16 protein-coding genes and 6 tRNA genes are annotated in these 16,506 nt (G+C 52.6%); 9 read left to right on the forward strand and 13 right to left on the reverse strand.

All coding sequences use genetic code 11. The annotated features are described in order from the left end of the window. Positions 1-11: 11 nt before the first annotated feature. A complete protein-coding gene (locus tag GWK78_03410; GenBank protein ID QHU94052.1) occupies positions 12-1,166 on the reverse strand; it encodes a hypothetical protein in 1,155 nt (384 codons plus the stop codon). Positions 1,167-1,223: 57 nt separating this feature from the next. Between GWK78_03410 and GWK78_03415 the strand changes: the two genes are divergently transcribed. Then, on the forward strand, positions 1,224-1,595 hold the full coding sequence (locus GWK78_03415; protein ID QHU94053.1) for a response regulator: 372 nt from the start codon (positions 1,224-1,226) through the stop codon (positions 1,593-1,595). Positions 1,596-1,599: 4 nt separating this feature from the next. On the opposite strand, the gene GWK78_03420 is transcribed toward GWK78_03415, so the two are convergent. After that, positions 1,600-2,409, reverse strand: coding sequence for a hypothetical protein (locus GWK78_03420; GenBank protein QHU94054.1), 810 nt, complete (start codon positions 2,407-2,409; stop codon positions 1,600-1,602). A gap of 80 nt (positions 2,410-2,489) precedes the next feature. On the opposite strand from GWK78_03420, the gene GWK78_03425 reads away from it, so the two are divergent. After that, positions 2,490-2,566 (forward strand) — tRNA-His (locus GWK78_03425). A 73-nt stretch (positions 2,567-2,639) separates the two neighbouring features. Further along, positions 2,640-2,716 (forward strand) — tRNA-Lys (locus tag GWK78_03430). Between the two features lie 59 nt (positions 2,717-2,775). Here GWK78_03430 and GWK78_03435 read toward each other — a convergent pair. Then, complete coding sequence (locus GWK78_03435; protein QHU94055.1) at positions 2,776-3,186, reverse strand: hypothetical protein; 411 nt, start codon at positions 3,184-3,186, stop codon at positions 2,776-2,778. Positions 3,187-3,208: 22 nt separating this feature from the next. Further along, positions 3,209-3,285, reverse strand: a tRNA-Arg gene (locus tag GWK78_03440). A gap of 43 nt (positions 3,286-3,328) precedes the next feature. Between GWK78_03440 and GWK78_03445 the strand changes: the two genes are divergently transcribed. Both GWK78_03445 and glgP read left to right on the forward strand, forming a co-directional pair. Continuing rightward, positions 3,329-3,403: transfer RNA gene (locus GWK78_03445), tRNA-Gly, on the forward strand. Positions 3,404-3,438: 35 nt separating this feature from the next. Further along, entirely contained in the window at positions 3,439-5,208 is a 1,770-nt protein-coding gene (gene glgP / locus GWK78_03450; protein QHU94056.1) for an alpha-glucan family phosphorylase, read from the forward strand. Between the two features lie 24 nt (positions 5,209-5,232). Here the strand turns inward: glgP and GWK78_03455 are convergent, their stop codons facing one another. Next, positions 5,233-6,756 carry a UDP-N-acetylglucosamine 1-carboxyvinyltransferase gene (locus tag GWK78_03455; protein ID QHU94276.1) on the reverse strand — a complete coding sequence of 508 codons (1,524 nt, stop codon included), beginning with the start codon at positions 6,754-6,756 and terminating at the stop codon, positions 5,233-5,235. Positions 6,757-6,823: 67 nt separating this feature from the next. Between GWK78_03455 and GWK78_03460 the strand changes: the two genes are divergently transcribed. After that, positions 6,824-8,095 (forward strand): aminotransferase class I/II-fold pyridoxal phosphate-dependent enzyme, encoded by a 1,272-nt coding sequence (locus GWK78_03460; GenBank protein QHU94057.1) that lies wholly within the window; start codon positions 6,824-6,826, stop codon positions 8,093-8,095. Positions 8,096-8,124: 29 nt separating this feature from the next. Further along, positions 8,125-8,547 carry a prepilin-type N-terminal cleavage/methylation domain-containing protein gene (locus tag GWK78_03465; protein QHU94058.1) on the forward strand — a complete coding sequence of 141 codons (423 nt, stop codon included), beginning with the start codon at positions 8,125-8,127 and terminating at the stop codon, positions 8,545-8,547. Between the two features lie 79 nt (positions 8,548-8,626). On the opposite strand, the gene GWK78_03470 is transcribed toward GWK78_03465, so the two are convergent. The 5 genes from GWK78_03470 to murB form a co-directional block, all read right to left on the reverse strand. After that, complete coding sequence (locus GWK78_03470; GenBank protein ID QHU94059.1) at positions 8,627-9,067, reverse strand: prepilin-type N-terminal cleavage/methylation domain-containing protein; 441 nt, start codon at positions 9,065-9,067, stop codon at positions 8,627-8,629. A 187-nt stretch (positions 9,068-9,254) separates the two neighbouring features. Further along, complete coding sequence (locus tag GWK78_03475) at positions 9,255-9,920, reverse strand: hypothetical protein (GenBank protein QHU94060.1); 666 nt, start codon at positions 9,918-9,920, stop codon at positions 9,255-9,257. Continuing rightward, positions 9,898-10,311, reverse strand: a complete 414-nt coding sequence (locus GWK78_03480) for a prepilin-type N-terminal cleavage/methylation domain-containing protein (protein QHU94061.1) — start codon at positions 10,309-10,311, stop codon at positions 9,898-9,900. Before GWK78_03480 ends, GWK78_03475 begins: the two co-directional genes overlap by 23 nt. Next, positions 10,281-10,868, reverse strand: a complete 588-nt coding sequence (locus GWK78_03485; protein QHU94062.1) for a prepilin-type N-terminal cleavage/methylation domain-containing protein — start codon at positions 10,866-10,868, stop codon at positions 10,281-10,283. The genes GWK78_03480 and GWK78_03485 overlap by 31 nt, the downstream gene beginning before the upstream one ends. A 47-nt stretch (positions 10,869-10,915) precedes the next feature. Next, positions 10,916-11,944, reverse strand: a complete 1,029-nt coding sequence (murB, locus tag GWK78_03490) for a UDP-N-acetylmuramate dehydrogenase (protein ID QHU94063.1) — start codon at positions 11,942-11,944, stop codon at positions 10,916-10,918. Positions 11,945-11,991: 47 nt separating this feature from the next. Here murB and GWK78_03495 point away from each other — a divergent pair. Together GWK78_03495 and GWK78_03500 are read left to right on the forward strand one after the other, a co-directional pair. Beyond that, positions 11,992-12,068 (forward strand) — tRNA-Arg (locus GWK78_03495). Between the two features lie 49 nt (positions 12,069-12,117). Beyond that, positions 12,118-12,194 (forward strand) — tRNA-Arg (locus GWK78_03500). Positions 12,195-12,199: 5 nt separating this feature from the next. Here GWK78_03500 and GWK78_03505 read toward each other — a convergent pair. The 3 genes from GWK78_03505 to GWK78_03515 are packed head-to-tail and all read right to left on the reverse strand — an operon-like array spanning position 12,200 to position 16,470. After that, positions 12,200-13,588 carry a hypothetical protein gene (locus GWK78_03505; GenBank protein QHU94064.1) on the reverse strand — a complete coding sequence of 463 codons (1,389 nt, stop codon included), beginning with the start codon at positions 13,586-13,588 and terminating at the stop codon, positions 12,200-12,202. A gap of 36 nt (positions 13,589-13,624) precedes the next feature. Next, entirely contained in the window at positions 13,625-16,114 is a 2,490-nt protein-coding gene (locus tag GWK78_03510) for an AAA domain-containing protein (GenBank protein QHU94065.1), read from the reverse strand. Next, a complete protein-coding gene (locus GWK78_03515; GenBank protein ID QHU94066.1) occupies positions 16,090-16,470 on the reverse strand; it encodes a hypothetical protein in 381 nt (126 codons plus the stop codon). Before GWK78_03515 ends, GWK78_03510 begins: the two co-directional genes overlap by 25 nt. Positions 16,471-16,506 lie beyond the last annotated feature (36 nt).

Consider the following 16,506-nt stretch of genomic DNA (forward strand, 5'->3'; position numbering starts at 1 on the left):
CCACTCCCTCGTCATATTTCTAGTGTACCACCAACCTTTGGTCTACGCATAGCATACAGTGCATAGACGCCGTCATCAGGACAATATACATCGACCTGCCAATCACCCAGACACGCCGCCCCCGCGATCCGCTGTATTGTTTCGATTGACCGAGGCTGGATATGTGGCCACTGCACAACATTAAGCGTAAAGCCTAGCTGTGGATGCGTATCACGCATATTACCAACCAGCAGCAACCCGCCGGGTTTCACCAGTTGGACAGCATTAGCTAGAAAAGTTGCGGCATTAACCTGCAACGCCGTCGGACTTTCATCTGAAAGCACCTCGGACACATACTCCAAAATTCCAACGGCATCGACTGCATCATATGTGGCTGCCTCAAGACCAATCTGCCGCCGCAGTGCTCGAGCTGCCACGTTCGTTTGCGCGTCTACTGCGGGCAAGGCTAAACCCTGAGGGTGCAGAATATTCATACAGCGAACATCAATAGACTGCTTGACTTTCATTGCCTGAGCATACGTTTTTGCGGCCCTGAGTGCCGACCGGTCAAGATCAACCAGTGTGACTCGCGGCACAGCATGACCATTCTCTTTGATGTGCCGGAGCGCATGACAAACCGGCTGAGCAGCGCCGCAAGCTAGACTAACCCACTGCTGCTCTGTGGCGCCCAGAGACGCTTGATCAATAACGTGCCTGGCAAGAATAGCCTGAACAATTTCACCGCGACTGCGAATACCGTGCGCATCCAAAATATTACAGGCCCAGTCGCGCACCTCTGGCGAGACTGGCTTGCCATTCGCTAATTGCTCAATGCTCGGATCATATAACAAGTCTAGTGCCGACGCCGTCGGTATCAGTTCCAGCCAATCCTCGACGCCAGGAACCCGAGCGATCAACTCACGTGTCGCTGGATTGGTATCATCAATCCTCGTTCGCTGGCGCCCAATCGCTGCGTTAAGATCACAATCACCATGAAAGCCCATACCAGTCAGCTTTTCTAGCTCCACCACTACCTTCTCGTGGGATTGCGTCTGATATCGGTCATACGTCGGCACTGGATGAATCCGCCACCGATCCATCTCAAGTTCCGCCCTGCGCTCTGACAACTCAACCTGGCCATACCGCTCTGGCTGAATAGTTACGCTTTCACGCTGCTCTATTGTCATCTTGCCCACCTTTTAGTGCTAGTTTTACAATACACCACTGCCTGCTATAATACAATTATGGTTAAAATTGCTATCATTGAAGATGACGCGACGATCAGTCAGATGTACCGAATGAAGTTCGAGGCAGACGGGTTTGACGTACGACTAGCGAGTAATGGCACAATTGGCGTGGCGCTCGTCGAATCGTTTCGTCCAGATGTCATTTTACTTGATATCCAGATGCCAGAGATGGACGGAGCCGAGGCCTTGCGACGTATTCGCTCACACGCGTGGGGCAAGACCATACCGGTTATCGTACTGACTAACCTCGGCGAAGAAGAAGCCCCGCGCGAGATGCGCTCACTCGGCATCCAAGGCTACATTGTCAAGGCCAACCTCACCCCGCGCCAAGTCGTCGCCCAGGTCAAATCAGTCACTACAAAGCCGTGAGTTTCTACCGGATATTAACCCGGCGCAGGCACGCCGTAATCACATTATCAAACAATGCGCTCACCGTCAGCGGGCCGACGCCGCCTTTTTCTGGTGTCAAGTGAATGTCGGTGCGCGTCCGATTCGCCGGTGCCACGTCACCAACAATCTTACCATCCTCCGAGGCGGTTCCTGCGTCAACCACCACCGCACCAGGTCGGATCATATCTGGCTGAATCAGTCCTGCCACGCCGGTTGCCGTGACGATGACGTCATATTCGTGTAGTCGCGATAAATCATCGCCTCTACTAAATACCGTTACGTCCAGTCCCGACGCTCGCCACATCTGCTCCAGCGGCGCACCGACCAGCCGCCCACGCCCGACAATCGCCAGCTTCTTACCAGCCAGCTCCACGCTATAGCCCGCTAACAGCCAATTAATGGCCATCGGTGTCGCCGGGTCAAACAGCGTTCGCTCAGAATTGAGGCCATCGACGTCTTTTTCCGGTGCCACCAACCGCACAATTTGCTCGGTCTGCTCTGGCTCGGCTAGTGGCAGCTGGACGATAATTCCCTGGACGTCATCGCGTTGGTTCAGTGCCGTGATTGTCTCCGGTAGGTGACGAGTCGCCACCCGACAAATTTCTACATCAATTAAAATGTCTGCGCCATAGCGCTGCTTGAGGCGCATGTAGGTAGCAATGACTGGATTGTCCGAATCAGTGACGATGGCGAGGCGCGGCTGGATGTGATGCGCTTGGCGGAGCATGCGCACTTGCTTGGCCTGACGCTGCTTGATAAACGACGCGAGTTCTGCACCATTGAGAGATTTCATTGTTTGATTGTAGCAAATCAGCATGGGCGCGTCGAGCGCCTTGAGGATGGTAGCCGCCTGTGGTATAATCGGGAAGCTTGGCGGATGTAGCTCAGTTGGTTAGAGCGCTGGATTGTGGCTCCGGAGGCCGTGGGTTCGAGCCCCATCATTCGCCCCAAGCATTGTCCGTAGCAAAAGGTGCGACGCTATGTTTACCTTTACCGCTCATTATGCTATAATCTGGACTGATTGGGCCAGTAGCTCAGCTGGTTAGAGCACCTGCCTCTTAAGCAGGGTGTCGAGGGTTCGAGCCCCTCCTGGCCCTCCAAGGAATTATCAAACCCCAGTTTTTCTGGGGTTTTTAGTATGCCTGGTAAATCATACTGTTTATGAAAATGGGTTATAGCCGCGTGAAGGCGGCTCTTGAAATCGAGGCGATGATGGCGACGGACAACCGGTACCGCCCTCGCTAGTGGAGCGAGACGGCGGTGTATTTTGTGCCGATGACGATGGTTCCGCTTGGCGCAGCGAATTGCCCACAAAGGTACGATTAGAGAGCGGAACGTCGCTAGTCGTGTCATAGTCTTCCGCTATATCGTCGGTGCTTGCCGATGGTACATAACCACGCGCGCCCAGCGCTGATGACTGATAATTCCCGATCCGCTGGCGATCGCAGTTACGGTCACTCACTCGACGACTTCGACCGGTATTACCAAACGCTGGCTGCGTCCGTGGCCGATGCGCCATTAACCGCTGAACTAACCGACGCGACATTCGCGGTTTACCACTAGCATCCATATGACCCTCCTTTGATCATTCCTGGCGCCCCGAGTAGGATTCGAACCTACGACCTTAGGCTTAGAAGTCCTCTGCTCTATCCAGCTGAGCTATCAGGGCATGTTCACATTATAGCATCTTTCTGGTACAATAGTGCAAGCTCGCGGGTGTAGTACAGCGGCTAGTATGCAAGTTTTCCAAACTTGAGATGGGAGTTCGATTCTCCCCACCCGCACCAATGTAAGATAATTTCAATCCGCGAAAAAGGGCATCATGGGTTCATATTCATACACAAACACTTCACCATACCAGCCACAGGACATCGAAGACGCCTCCGAATTTTATGACGTGATTGAGCGCAGCAGCCTGACGCATCAACTGTCTGAGTCACGGCCGTACGTTTACTGGACAATGGAAATTTATGACAAAGCCAACGGCATTAAGGGCGGCGGCGGCTTGGGTGTATTGGCGGCAGATACTCGACGGGTGGCCGAAAAGCTAGAAGTGCCATTTGTGGCGGTGACGCCATTTTACCGCAGCGAATCGCACCAAAAAATTACCGACCTCGCACAAACTGAATACGTTGAGAAGGTCTCGCCCCAGGAGTATGGCTTTCATTATATTGATGAGGTTTCGGTTAGCTCCGCCGGCTTTCCCGATGCTAGCCTCAGCGTCTTTCGCAAGACACTCGGCTCAACGCAATTTGTTACCATCTCAGAGCCAAACTTTGGGCAATTGTACGAAGGCGAAGGCTCGGGTGATCACCGGCTGTACCAAGAAGTGGCGCTTGGGTTTGGCGGCTATAAAGCCTTGAAATTACTCGGCATCAAGCCAGCCGTCATCCAGCTCAATGAAACCGCAACAATTTTTGCGGCATTGGCCCGGCTGGACGAGCTATGCGCCAACGGCATGAATTTATATGAAGCAATTGTTTACGTCCGCAAACACACGCTCTACACCAACCACACTCTACTCCAGGCAGCTGAACCGGAGTTCCACCGCTCGCAATTTGAAAAATTGGTACTGCCAAACCTCAAAAGCAATGCTGTGCGCTGCTGGCTGATGGAGCAATTTCGGGGAGACCACTTGCGACCAAACTTGTTGGCAATTGAGCTGACTGAAGCCAAAAATGGCGTCAGCAAACTGCACGCCCGCGTGGCAAATTTCCGCGACCGCAACAACGACAAGGTCAAGTTTCACGCCATCACCAACGGCATCGACCTGGAAACATGGGTACTGCCGGAAATCCTGCAAGCCTATCGTGAGCATACCATTATTGATAAATTCGGCCTACCAACCGAACAGTACCGGGAGGCAATCAGCGGGCTGCCAGCCGCCACTATTCGATCACTTAAGCGTACTGGTCGGCTGGAATTAAATCGAGTTCTCGCAAAGCGCAAGGATCAATACAACAATCCAGTTCACCTGCCTGAGGACGCGCTAGTATTTGACTTCAAACGGCGGTTCGCCAATTACAAGCGACCACACCTGGCATTTGAGCGCCCAGAGACGCTCAAGCAGATTTTGCTCGATAGTAACGCTCACTACATTCTTGCTGGTAAGGTTCATCAGGGAGATCATGACATGTATCAGCAGCTCCTGACCATCCTCAAACTCGTCGATAGCGACCCTGCACTGCGTGAGCGTGTCCACTACATTCAAGATTACGACGAGACCCTGGGACGAGCGCTGGCGATTGGCTCAGACGTTGCTATCAACGTGCCGATCATTGGCCTCGAGGCCTGCGGCACATCATGGGAAAAAGACATTGCCAATCTCAAGCTACTTATCTCCACCAGTGACGGTGGTGTTGCCGATATCAAGCCAATCGCTTGTCTCGAGGTGAGCGGTGTGAGCTCAGAGGACGAGACCACCTCGCTCTATGCTAATATGCGGCGAGCAGCGCAAATCGTCGCTAGTAATGAGCTACTGATGCAGTACATTCATCGCCAGCTCACGGCCTATCTACCGATCATATCGGGCGCACGGATGCTCAAGGATTACCTCAAGTTTCTGTTTCCCGCCCGCCATACAACCAAATAGAGCCGATAGCAGAACACTCCGTAGCTACTCGGTGATAACTTCAATCTCTGCACCCAGCGAATTAAGCCGCTGCGCTAGTTCCTCGTAGCCGCGATTGATTGAATACACATCGCGCAAGATTGACACGCCCGGCGCCGCTAACATGGCGAGTAGTACCACAACCGACGGCCGCAGCGCTGGCGGTGCCACGACATCAGCGGGCTTCCACCTGGTCGGGCCAGTGATATACACCCGATGCGGGTCAACCAGTTCGATCTGTGCGTTCAATTTACTCAGCTCGGTGAAATAAATCGCTCGGTTCTCGTAACTCCAGTCGTGCACCAATGTCCGGCCTTTAGCGACGGTCGCAATCAGCCCCAAGAACGGCAGGTTGTCCATATTAATCCCCGGAAACGGCAGCGCGTGAATCTTGTCCTTTGGCGCAACCAACTTGGAGTGTTTCAGCGTGATATCCACCAAGCGAGTACGACCGTTGTTGGCTGCATATTCCTCACTTAACTCATATTGCAAACCCATCTCAGCCAATGTTGCCAGCTCAATTTCCAGAAACTCAATTGGCGCCCGGCGCACCGTGATTTCTGAATCAGTCACCACGGCCGCCGCGATAAAGCTCATCGCCTCGATCGGGTCTTCAGACGGGTAATAATCGACTGTCGTATTGATGTGCGACCGGCCCGTGATTTTTAGCGTCGTTGTACCAATTCCTTCAATGGTCACGCCCAATTTCTGCAAGAAGAAACACACATCCTGCACCATGTAGTTCGGGCTGGCGTTGCGGATGATGGTGGTGTCTGGCGACAGAGCCGCCGCCATGATAACGTTTTCCGTCACCGTGTCGCCGCGTTCAGTCAATAAAATTATCCGATCGCCCGTTGTCGGCTCGACGCGCGCATGATAGTACCCACCCTCAGCCTCTACCTGCATCCCAAAATGCTTCAGGCCCGACAGGTGTGGCTCCACCGTGCGCTTACCGAGATTACAGCCACCGGCAAATGGCAGCCGAAAATCATGATATTGATGAAGTAGTGGGCCAAGGAACATGATCACGGTACGCGTGCGCTTAGCGGCAGCGATATCCATATCCTCCAGCCTCAGCCGCGCCGGTGGTATAATCTCCAGGTCGTTCTTTCGCAGCCAACGGGTTTTAACGCCAATCGAGTTGAGCACCTCAATGATCCGGTTAACCTCTTCGATACGCGCCACATGACGCAGCGTCGTTTTTCCCTTGTTAAGCAAGCTGGCACAGAGCAGCCCCACGGCCGCATTCTTGCTCGTTTTGACCAATATATCACCAGAAAGTTTTTTACCGCCATGCACCCGAAAGTTCATCTTGCCCGAGTGATTGAGCGTAACGATGTTACAGTTAAGTACATCGCTAATCCTCACTAGCATCTCGACACTAATATTCTGACCGCCGTTCTCAATGCGATTGATGGCACTTTGTGATGTACCAATGGCCTCAGCTAGTTGTGTCTGGGTGAGGCCTTTGCGATTACGATTTTCAGTGATAATAACGCCGATTTTTTGGAGATAGTCATTCATGCTCATAGCGTACAATATATCACACATGATATATGTTGTAAAGTGCTATAATAGAGGAAAAGGAGGGAGTGTCATGCAAGATACGCAGGTCGCCAATTTAATTGCGGCAGAAATAAAACGGCAACAACGGGGTATTGAACTGATCCCAAGCGAAAATTACGTTTCAACTAGTGTACTCAAAGTACTGGGCAGCGTCTTTACCAACAAATATTCTGAGGGTTACCCCGGACGACGCTATTACGGCGGACAAGAAAACACCGACCAAATTGAACAGCTGGCGATTGACCGCGCTAAACAGCTATTCGGCGCTGATCACGCCAATGTCCAGCCGCACTCCGGCGCCCAGGCCAACGAGGCGGTGTATTATGCGTGGTGCGAGCCGGGCGATACCATTCTGGCGATGGATTTGGCGCACGGCGGACACCTGACGCATGGCGCGCCAGTCACCCGCTCAGCCCGTGAGTATACCTTCGTCCGCTACGGCATCAAGGATGTTGAGACTGGCGAAATTGACTATGAAGAAATTCGCCGATTGGCGCTAGAACATCGGCCAAAAATCATCTTGGCGGGCTTCTCGGCCTATCCGCGCGAGCTGGATTACGCCAAGTTTGCCGAGATTGGCAACGAAGTTGGCGCTATGTTGATGGCGGATATGAGCCACATCGCTGGATTAATCGTTGGTGGCGTGGCTAAAAATCCGTTTGACTACGGCTTTCATATTATCACCACTACCACACACAAAACCTTGCGCGGTCCGCGTGGCGGCTTGATTTTGTCAAAAGGTGTGGTCGGCAATCCTTTGAAGCGACCAGAAAAAACTTTGGAAAACTTGCCAACACTGATTGACCGGGCGGTCTTCCCTGGCACTCAAGGTGGCCCGCACATGCACACCATCGCTGCCAAAGCAGTCGCCTTTGGCGAGGCGCTACGCCCAGAGTTCACGGAATACGCCCAGCAAATCGTAAAGAATGCAGCCGTTCTGGCAGATGAATTAAAGCGCGGCGGCCTGAAATTGGTAACAGGTGGCACCAGCAACCATCTAGTGTTGGCAGATATCTATGGCAGCTTCGGCATTGATGGTAAAATTGCTCAGGAGCGGCTAGAGGCCAGCGGCATCACCGCCAACGCCAATGCCATCCCCAACGACACCCTACCGCCATTCCGTCCCAGCGGCCTGCGCCTCGGCACGCCAGCGGTGACGACACGCGGCATGACGGAGGCGGAGGTCAAACAGATTGCCAAGTGGATTATCACAGCGATAACCGCAGAGGACCCGACAGAATACACAAAAATCAGGCAACAAACCACTAGCCTTGCGGCGCGTTTTCCGCTACCATATAACTAATACTAAATAACTTGGGGGGCAAATCAGAAATGATTTCTTCAAACAAAACTAAAGGTTTCACATTGGTTGAGCTCTTGATCGTGATCGTGGTCATCGCTATCTTGGCTGCTATTTCGATAGCAGCATACAATGGTGTATCCAACAAAGCTCGAGACGGTGAAAGACTAGCCAGTGCACGCGACATCATCAACGCCGCCGCCGTGTATAACTCAGAAAAGGGTCATTGGCCGACAATAGCAGAGCTGGGGTCGTTCAATACCATCAAACTATCCGACCAGATAAAGAGTCGCCTCGGAACCACTGCACCAAGCCCAAGCGACAGGAGTAAGTATAAGTACGAGCTATGTGGAACTGCGCCGGGCTTTACTGGCGCAAAAGTTACCTACTGGAAAGAGGTAATTGATGGACACGAGACTCACGAGAAAACAGTAAGTAGTGGTAGCGGCTGTTAAGAAAGTAACATGACACAGAATAAACCCCGGAACTAGCCGGGGTTTATTTATGTCCTTCCTATTTCCTAGTATAGGGATATTATGAACACTTACCGCTTGTTACTTCTTGGACGTGGTTTGTGCCGTAGTCAACATCTTTCCAGTACTTAACCCGAACACCAGTCGCCTCGTTCTGATTGGTCGTAGTACCACCACCATCTTTACAGAATTCATATCCATAATGATTCTTGTCGGTTTCACTTGGAGCGTTAGCATCAGTTGCCGAAATCACAGTACCCGGAACCTTAATGGTGTTAAACGAGCCAACCTCAGAGACAGTTGGCCACTTGTCTTTCTCTGAATTATATGATGCAGCCGCATTCACAAGGTTGCGCGCATTTGATTGACGCTCATCGTCACGTGCTTTTTGTGTCACACCATTGTACGCCACAATCGAAATAGCAGCCAAGATAGCGATGACCACGATCACGATCAAGAGCTCAACCAATGTGAAACCTTTAGTTTTGTTTGAAGAAATCATTTCTGATTTGCCCCCTATTTTTAGTTAGTTATTATTGTAACTTGATTGTAGCAAAGCGATTATAAAAGCGCAAGCATTTTATGAATAATTCCCTGATTCGACTCACGTTGGCCATAAAAACAGAGGTAGTACCTCAAAGCACTTCCTGCTCGGAACAGGCGTTATCCACACGACCCACCCGAACCCGCTATGGACACGAGGCGCCGGCAGTGCCGTTTGCAGGAACATTGATTGACTTGATGAGGCGCTGGCTGGAGTACTGAATGTTTTCACCAGCAACGGTCTTGGTCACCCCGAGGCTGACCTTGAGTGTGCCGTCGTTGATCTTGCAGACCTTGAAATTAAGCACCGTACTCGTGTCGATAATCGTTTCGACTGCGCCGTTCAACTGCCAAATACGATCACTAGCGCTCGGGCATGAGCCGTCATACATTGTCTTGCGCTTGAGTTCCGAGCCGCTCTGGAAATACTCAGTGGTATAGGTCTTGGCATCAGCGATAGCAACCGCTCCCCACGCCACACCGCAATCACTTTTTTGGATCAGACGCCGCGTCGGGCTGTAGGGGTTGTCGCTAGTAGCGAGACTATGCATGCGTACATATGATGAGGTTGTTCCCTCAAGCGTAGTACTGAGCCGCACGTCCGCCTCAATCCGATCAAGTGCCGTTAGCACATCGCTCTGTAGTTGTGACCTGGCACTAGTGATCATTGATGAGCCAGTAAGGTTGATAATTAGGCCGATGATACCCGCCAGCACCAAGATAATGACTGGCGCAATCGCCAAGATCTCGATCAGCGTAAATCCCCGGCTGCGCTGTCGCCGATTAGAATTAGCCCGAAATGTACGTCGCATGCACCACCTCCTGCGCTGGCGTTCCATAAGTAATAATCACTGCGACGCGAATCACTGCGACGCTGTTTGGCACTTTACAATATTCGACTCGAGCACGTACTGGATCCGGCAATGTTGGCGTGGTCGGTGGTGTCACGTGTTCAGTCTTGACCGCACCGCTGCCACAAACTTCAGACACCGTTTTGTACAGGCCGCGTTCACGCAGAATGCTATATCCGATACTGGCGGCCTCCGACGTACGGCGAGCCTCAGTATTGCGCGCCAACACCGCCCCATACAGTTGGTAGCCGCTCATTATAAAGATCCCGGCGATAATCAAGGTGATCATCAGTTCGACAACGGTGAAACCGCCCGCATGCTTTAGAGACGTTTGCTGTTGAGTACTTGCCATTTACCCGGCTCCTTTGTTTCTAAATGATAAAAAATCGTATAGCGCCGACAGGCCGTACCTATCTCGTCACACACGCCACCGTAAACCCCAGCAATGTAGACGTACGCACCGTTCGGATAATTAGTAATCTTGGTGTTTTCGTAATCATCCTTCTTGGCAAACAGCTGACCCACGTTAGCGATCGGATTGACACCGAATGTACCGTTAATCGCCGAAATAAGGCGTTCTCGATCCAGTGGGCCGGTCTTGGCGGCACCACCCAGTTCGTCAAACGCCGCTGCAAACTGCGCCGCAGTCATCTTGCCAGCACCGCTGGCGCCAGAAACATACGCCGGATAGCCGCCAGCAGGCTTGATGACGTTACCGGCACTGTCACGAATTTCCCGTGGATAGACGCTCTCGAGGTAGTTCTGCAAGGCTAGTACATCGGCCTCACGCTCCTTATCGCGTGCCGCTGCCTGATAATTACGAAAACTTAATGTCGCGAGCACCAGCAAAATCGCCATGACGGCAATAGCAATGATCAGCTCGACTAGCGTAAACCCCCGTCCCTTCATACCCCCATCATACTCGGAAATATGCATAAGCGCAAGCGTTTTGGCGCTCAAATTTCCAACGGTTCTTGCTGGATCTGGATGTGGAACTTATCGTAGACTGACTGAATGATAGCGTCACGTGCCGCCGCCAGATCGTGGTAGCTGGTCGCCGACTCATTGATCAATACCAGCGCGTTCTTGTCGTGCACCCGCATGCCGTGAAGCAATGCCCCCTTGAGCCCAGCCTGCTCGATCAACCAGCCCGTTGGCACCTTGTGTCGGCCGTCCGGCATATCATAGGATGGGGCATCTGGATACCGTTCACGAAGTTCATTCAGTTGCCATGATTCGATCAGCGCGTTCTTGAAGAATGAGCCAGCATTAGGTCGCTCGGTCGGATCAGGTAACTTATCAAACCGAATCGCCATCACCGCGTCGCGGATCACCTGCGGCGTAAAGGTCGTGATATTCATGTTGGTCAAATACCGCTGGAGGCCGGCGTAAAATGGCGGTTTTGGCGCTGCGTGATGGAGCTTGATGGTAATTGAGAGAATGCAGTAGCGACCGCTCGCCTCACCGCGAAAAATACTATGCCGATACGAAAACCCGCACTCTGCCGCGCTCAAGGTTACCACCCGGTCAGTCAGTGAGTCGTACGCCTCTAGCTCAGTGAGCACATCAGCAACTTCCTGGCCATACGCACCGACATTTTGCACCGGCGCAGCGCCGGCTGTACCAGGGATGGCCGACATCGCCTCAATGCCGCTCAGTCCCATGGTAACTGTACGCTTAACCACCTCATCCCATATTTCACCCGCACCAACCTTGATCGTTGCCGTCTGACCATCATCAGTCAGCACTGCAAACCCCTTGATTTGATTGAGTAGCACCACCCCCTCAAACCCTTCGTCGCGAGCGATGATATTACTGCCGCCGCCGAGGACAAAGATCGGGATACCTTGCATCTTGGCACTCTTATATAACTCTCTGACTTCATTCACCGACGTCGCCGATGCCATAAAGCGTGCTGTGCCGCCGAGCCGCATCGTCGTATATTGTTGCAACGGAATCTCTGTTCGTATCTCCATGTGATACATTATATCATTTCTATTTCGGCGCGGTGCGTGGTATAATATCCTCGTGTGCACCCGTAGCTCAGTGGATTAGAGTACTTGGCTTCGAACCAAGGGGTCGCAAGTTCGAATCTTGCCGGGTGTACCATGAATTTCGCGCTTTCCCACCGGACCTTTTCCTATCAGCGCGTTAGTGTGCCCCGTTAGCTCAACTGGATAGAGCGTTGGTTTCCGGTACCAAAGGTTGCAGGTTCGATTCCTGTGCGGGGTACCACTATACTAGACGATACCCTGGTCGATGACGGGGTATTTTTGTTGGAATTCCTCAGTTGTTGGCAATGTCAACTTGCCATCCGTCATGTCTTTGATTTCACCTTGAAAATAATCATACGCCTCGTGTATCGACAGACTGGGGGTGATCATCTGCGGTAATTTATGGATGAAGTCCATTGCCCATATTATTGCTGGTGTATAGACGCCTTGTTCGCCTCCACTAAAACCTATCAGCGTTTCTCCGCTCAGAGACCGCATCAACTCATCATGAAATACTTTCGCTGATTGACACTTAATTTCTTCTTCGGTAACGGTCGTGAGGCGCTCTATCGTGGCATCAAACTCGCGCCGCGATTGTCGTTGCTGTTCTTCCCGCTCTAGTCGGTCGTGTGTCTCTTTCACACCATCGAACAGCTGCAAGAAACAGTCCGCCAAATATTCATCAGTATGACTCTCACGCGCGTCCAATTGACCATCGTTAGTTTTTATGCCCATGCTAGTACGAACTTCCAGTGCGGCTCGCTCACGCTGTATTGCGTCATACTCTTGTTGGCACTCTTGGCACTTCTTGGCAAACATAAGGGCGTCCGAGTTATATCGCGGATCTCTAAATATAAACCGAATAATATTATTGATAGTTATTATCTGTGCATCAAATCTAAAGTTAGGGTCGACTCTGCTCGTCTCCCAAAACCACTGCAGACTAGATACCACCGGTGACGGCTTGCTCGCTCGCGCCTTGTCAATAAGGTCGAGGTTAATGGTAATGTTGTCGGGGCGTTCATGTATTACCCGACTAAGTTGTTCTACCTGCCCCTCAAGCCATTTTCTTTCAGTCAGTCGAAAGCCAATCGACCCAACCGCACCACCCACAACAGTCCCAGCTGTCGTCAGAAATGGCTCGCCAGAACCTAGCCATGACATACCTCCACCAGCGACAAAGCCGCCAAATCCGAGAGCACCCATATCCCGTAGTGTTAGCCTAGTATGTCGATCTTCCCGAGCTATATCTTCAAGTTGCTCGACAATATTCACGAGCATAGGATCTTGGCATATGGTAACAAAGCCATGGTTGGAGATGCGGCCGTTATATTCAACCATCTCAGACCCGGGGAGATCAAGAAAACACCCCCCTACAATTACCCCGTCCGCGATAACAAAACAGGAGTCCTGCACCTCTCTTGAAAGCTTCGGGTCAACCAATTCTCCATCCTCTAGCACCTTAATAGGTGTTAATATCTCCACACCCCCTCGCGGTATGGCACGACGTGTCCGCTGGGTTAGTTGCCCACTTTCATCAATAAAACCACCCTCCACAAGCCCCTCGATTGAACGAGGTGACTGCTCTTTCATCTCATTTCCGTGCCCGAAAAAATCCATACCGCTCTTAGCCATATGCCTATTATACAATAATAAATTATATTGGCAACTCTACTGTCCGGGTGATATCGGCGGCACGCCCGGGCCTGGGGACACCATACTACTGCCATCGGCCGCATCGCCGACCACTGCTCGTATCTGCTCCGCCGTGATAATCGTCGTTGAGCCTGGCGCGACAGTGCCAGCGAGCAGCTGCTTGGCGACGGTATTCTCGACGGCTCGTTGCACCACGCGGCGCATCGGACGAGCGCCGAGGCGCGGGTCGTAGCCAGCATCGACCAATAATTTTTTACCCGCCTCCTCGACAGCGACTTGGATTTTTTGTGGCGCCAGCGTTCGATTGATACCAGCCAAAATGAGATCAACGACCTGCAGCAGCTCTTCTTTGCCCAAGGGACGAAATAGCACGATTTCATCAAAGCGGTTGAGAAACTCCGGACGAAACAGATTGGCATTAATCAGCTCGTTGATAAATGTTTGTTCGAACTGCTCCAGTTGGTAGCCACGCTCGATGTATTCGCGAATTCTCTCAGCACCAGCATTTGACGTGGCGATAATAATGGCGTCACGAAAACTAATATCGCGGTTTTTCTCGTCGCGTAAAATTCCCTCGTCCAGTAGCTGCAACAGTGTCGTGAGCACCTGCGGATGGGCCTTTTCAATTTCATCGAGCAACACCACCGAGAATGGTCGCTTTTGCACCTGGGCGGTCAGGCTCATCGGATCATTCGCGCCATCAGCGATCAAGCGCGCCACGTCCTCGGCCCGCACAAATTCGTTGAGATCCAGCCGGATTAGGTTGCCCTCGCCACCAAAGTAGATATCCGCCAGCGCCTTGGACAGCTCAGTTTTACCAACTCCAGTCGGGCCAAGGAACAGAAACGTACCAATCGGCCGATCAGGGTTGCGCACGCCGGCGCGCGCTCGCCGAATCGCATCAGAGATGACACTAACGGCACGCGTTTGATTGATCATCCGTTGATGAATCAGGTCTTCGAGATTCAAGAGCTTCTCTCGTTCATCGTCAGTCGAGGCGGTCGCGATCTTGATGCCCATGGTTTTTTCGACCGCGTCATCAACCGACTGGGCCGTCACCAGACCGGACGACGCATAGTGGGCTGCCGCCTCCAGCACCTTGAGCGCCCGACCTGGCATCGCCACGTCTTGGACGTAGCGCTCGCCGACACGGTAGGCTTCGGCGATGGCTTGATACATGTAGGTCACTTTATGGCGATGTTCGAGGCTGATCAGCTGATCGCGCATAATTCGCACCGTCTCCTCCGGCGATGATGGCTCGATAACGATGGTATTGAGCGCCGTCGCCAGCTGGGCATTACGCTGAGAAATCTGCAAGTAGCGCTGACTATCCATGGTCAAGATAATTCGCAGCCTACCCGCCTCCAAAATCGGCAGTAGTAAATTACTCAGATCAACCGAACCGACACCCTCCTCAAAAAACAGCTGGGCATTATCGAGACACAAAATGACATTCTTTGATAAAAATGCTTCGTTGAGAATTTGCGTCACCAATGCTTCCAGCTCGCCCCGACCAGCCGCCGCCGAAATCAGCGACGAGGCGTCCAGCAGGAAAATCTGCCGATAGAGGAGCGATGACGGTACGGTTTTATGCCCATCGATGAGCATCTCGGCGAATGCCGCTACGACTGTGCTCTTGCCAGCCCCATCGAGCCCGATCAGCGCTGCATTTTGTCGGCCGTTCGAGCCAAAAATTGTCATCAATTGATCCAGCGCCACCTGATGAGCGTCTAGCTGCGCGATCATCGTCCCGCCCGATACCTGTAGGCTGAGGTTCTGGGCGAACCGGCTCAGGAGTGGCGTATAGCCAAACGACCAATCGCGTGCGATGCCGCCAGTGTGAAGCGGCTTTTGCTTGAACTGCTCGATCAACGACTTGAGGCGCTCATACCACATGATACCGCCCAATACATCGCGAAAATCAATTTTCAAATTCGCGAGCAAGGCGTCATGATTCGGAAATTGCTCAACAATCGCCGCCGCCAGCACCGCACCTGTTACTTTCGGGCTATTAGTGTCACGCCAAATCTGCAGCGCTGATTGCCACAAGGCTGACGTATCATTTGGATCATCCGAGGCGATATTCGCTAAAAAGTTCGGCGTGAGACCCAGCCGCACTCCGAGGAATTGCCCGGCCCGTGACTGACCAACCGCCAGCGCGATCTCTTTTGGCGTCGGTCGCTGACTCAGGCGGCCCAGCACATCCGCTGCCATCACATCATCAATCGTCTCCACTCGTGCGCTCACCGCCATCGTCTTGAGATCGCCCTGCCACCACACACTGAGCATCGCCAGTGGCCCCACCAGACCGATCATCAACCAGCCAACCGGCCCGTGCTTGATCAATAGCCAAACGCCACCCGAGCCCAATGCAACAGCGACGAGCACCACCAATACATGCCAGACCGCACCAAACCGCGCCGTGAACCGCGCCTTTTGCGCCCGCAAGCTGTGATAACGAAACTCCGGTCGCACCTCGTTCATGCCAAAACCCTCATCTGCCACAAGATAATTCCTATCACCGGCGTCAACGGTAGCAGCGCCCAGACGACAATACTACCGACCACCCACACTACCCGGAGACCAATGACCACCAGCCCCGCAAACAGTACCAGAAGCCGCACCACTGCACCAACTGCTCGCGAGAACAGTCGGTCAAAAAAGGCCTGCATTTTCACGGTGAGCGGCGCCTGAGCACGAATTTGCCCTGCAGAAATTTGGCGAAATGGATCAAATAATGTCCGCACCAACAAACCAATTGAGAAAAAATCGGCCGTCCGCAGCACACCGAGACCAACGCGCTGCATATGCCGCCGCCAGCCTGCGCCATACCACCACTGGAAAATACCCACCAAAAACATAGTTCTATTGTAGCACACTGCTTGGGCGCGGTATAA

It is taken from the genome of Candidatus Saccharibacteria bacterium oral taxon 488 (genome assembly GCA_010202845.1).
In the GTDB taxonomy this organism is placed as follows: domain Bacteria; phylum Patescibacteriota; class Saccharimonadia; order Saccharimonadales; family Saccharimonadaceae; genus Nanosynbacter.

Excerpts from the sequence above, each read along its gene's own strand:
- GWK78_03505 (QHU94064.1), bottom strand. The coding sequence starts at position 13,588 with ATGGCTAAGAGCGGTATGGATTTTTTCGGGCACGGAAATGAGATGAAA.
- GWK78_03480 (QHU94061.1), bottom strand. The coding sequence starts at position 10,311 with ATGGCAAGTACTCAACAGCAAACGTCTCTAAAGCATGCGGGCGGTTTC.
- glgP (QHU94056.1), top strand. The coding sequence starts at position 3,439 with ATGGGTTCATATTCATACACAAACACTTCACCATACCAGCCACAGGAC.
- GWK78_03475 (QHU94060.1), bottom strand. The coding sequence starts at position 9,920 with ATGCGACGTACATTTCGGGCTAATTCTAATCGGCGACAGCGCAGCCGG.
- GWK78_03455 (QHU94276.1), bottom strand. The coding sequence starts at position 6,756 with ATGAGCATGAATGACTATCTCCAAAAAATCGGCGTTATTATCACTGAA.
- GWK78_03470 (QHU94059.1), bottom strand. The coding sequence starts at position 9,067 with ATGATTTCTTCAAACAAAACTAAAGGTTTCACATTGGTTGAGCTCTTG.
- GWK78_03515 (QHU94066.1), bottom strand. The coding sequence starts at position 16,470 with ATGTTTTTGGTGGGTATTTTCCAGTGGTGGTATGGCGCAGGCTGGCGG.
- GWK78_03485 (QHU94062.1), bottom strand. The coding sequence starts at position 10,868 with ATGAAGGGACGGGGGTTTACGCTAGTCGAGCTGATCATTGCTATTGCC.
- murB (QHU94063.1), bottom strand. The coding sequence starts at position 11,944 with ATGTATCACATGGAGATACGAACAGAGATTCCGTTGCAACAATATACG.
- GWK78_03420 (QHU94054.1), bottom strand. The coding sequence starts at position 2,409 with ATGAAATCTCTCAATGGTGCAGAACTCGCGTCGTTTATCAAGCAGCGT.
- GWK78_03465 (QHU94058.1), top strand. The coding sequence starts at position 8,125 with ATGATTTCTTCAAACAAAACTAAAGGTTTCACATTGGTTGAGCTCTTG.
- GWK78_03460 (QHU94057.1), top strand. The coding sequence starts at position 6,824 with ATGCAAGATACGCAGGTCGCCAATTTAATTGCGGCAGAAATAAAACGG.
- GWK78_03410 (QHU94052.1), bottom strand. The coding sequence starts at position 1,166 with ATGACAATAGAGCAGCGTGAAAGCGTAACTATTCAGCCAGAGCGGTAT.
- GWK78_03415 (QHU94053.1), top strand. The coding sequence starts at position 1,224 with ATGGTTAAAATTGCTATCATTGAAGATGACGCGACGATCAGTCAGATG.
- GWK78_03435 (QHU94055.1), bottom strand. The coding sequence starts at position 3,186 with ATGGATGCTAGTGGTAAACCGCGAATGTCGCGTCGGTTAGTTCAGCGG.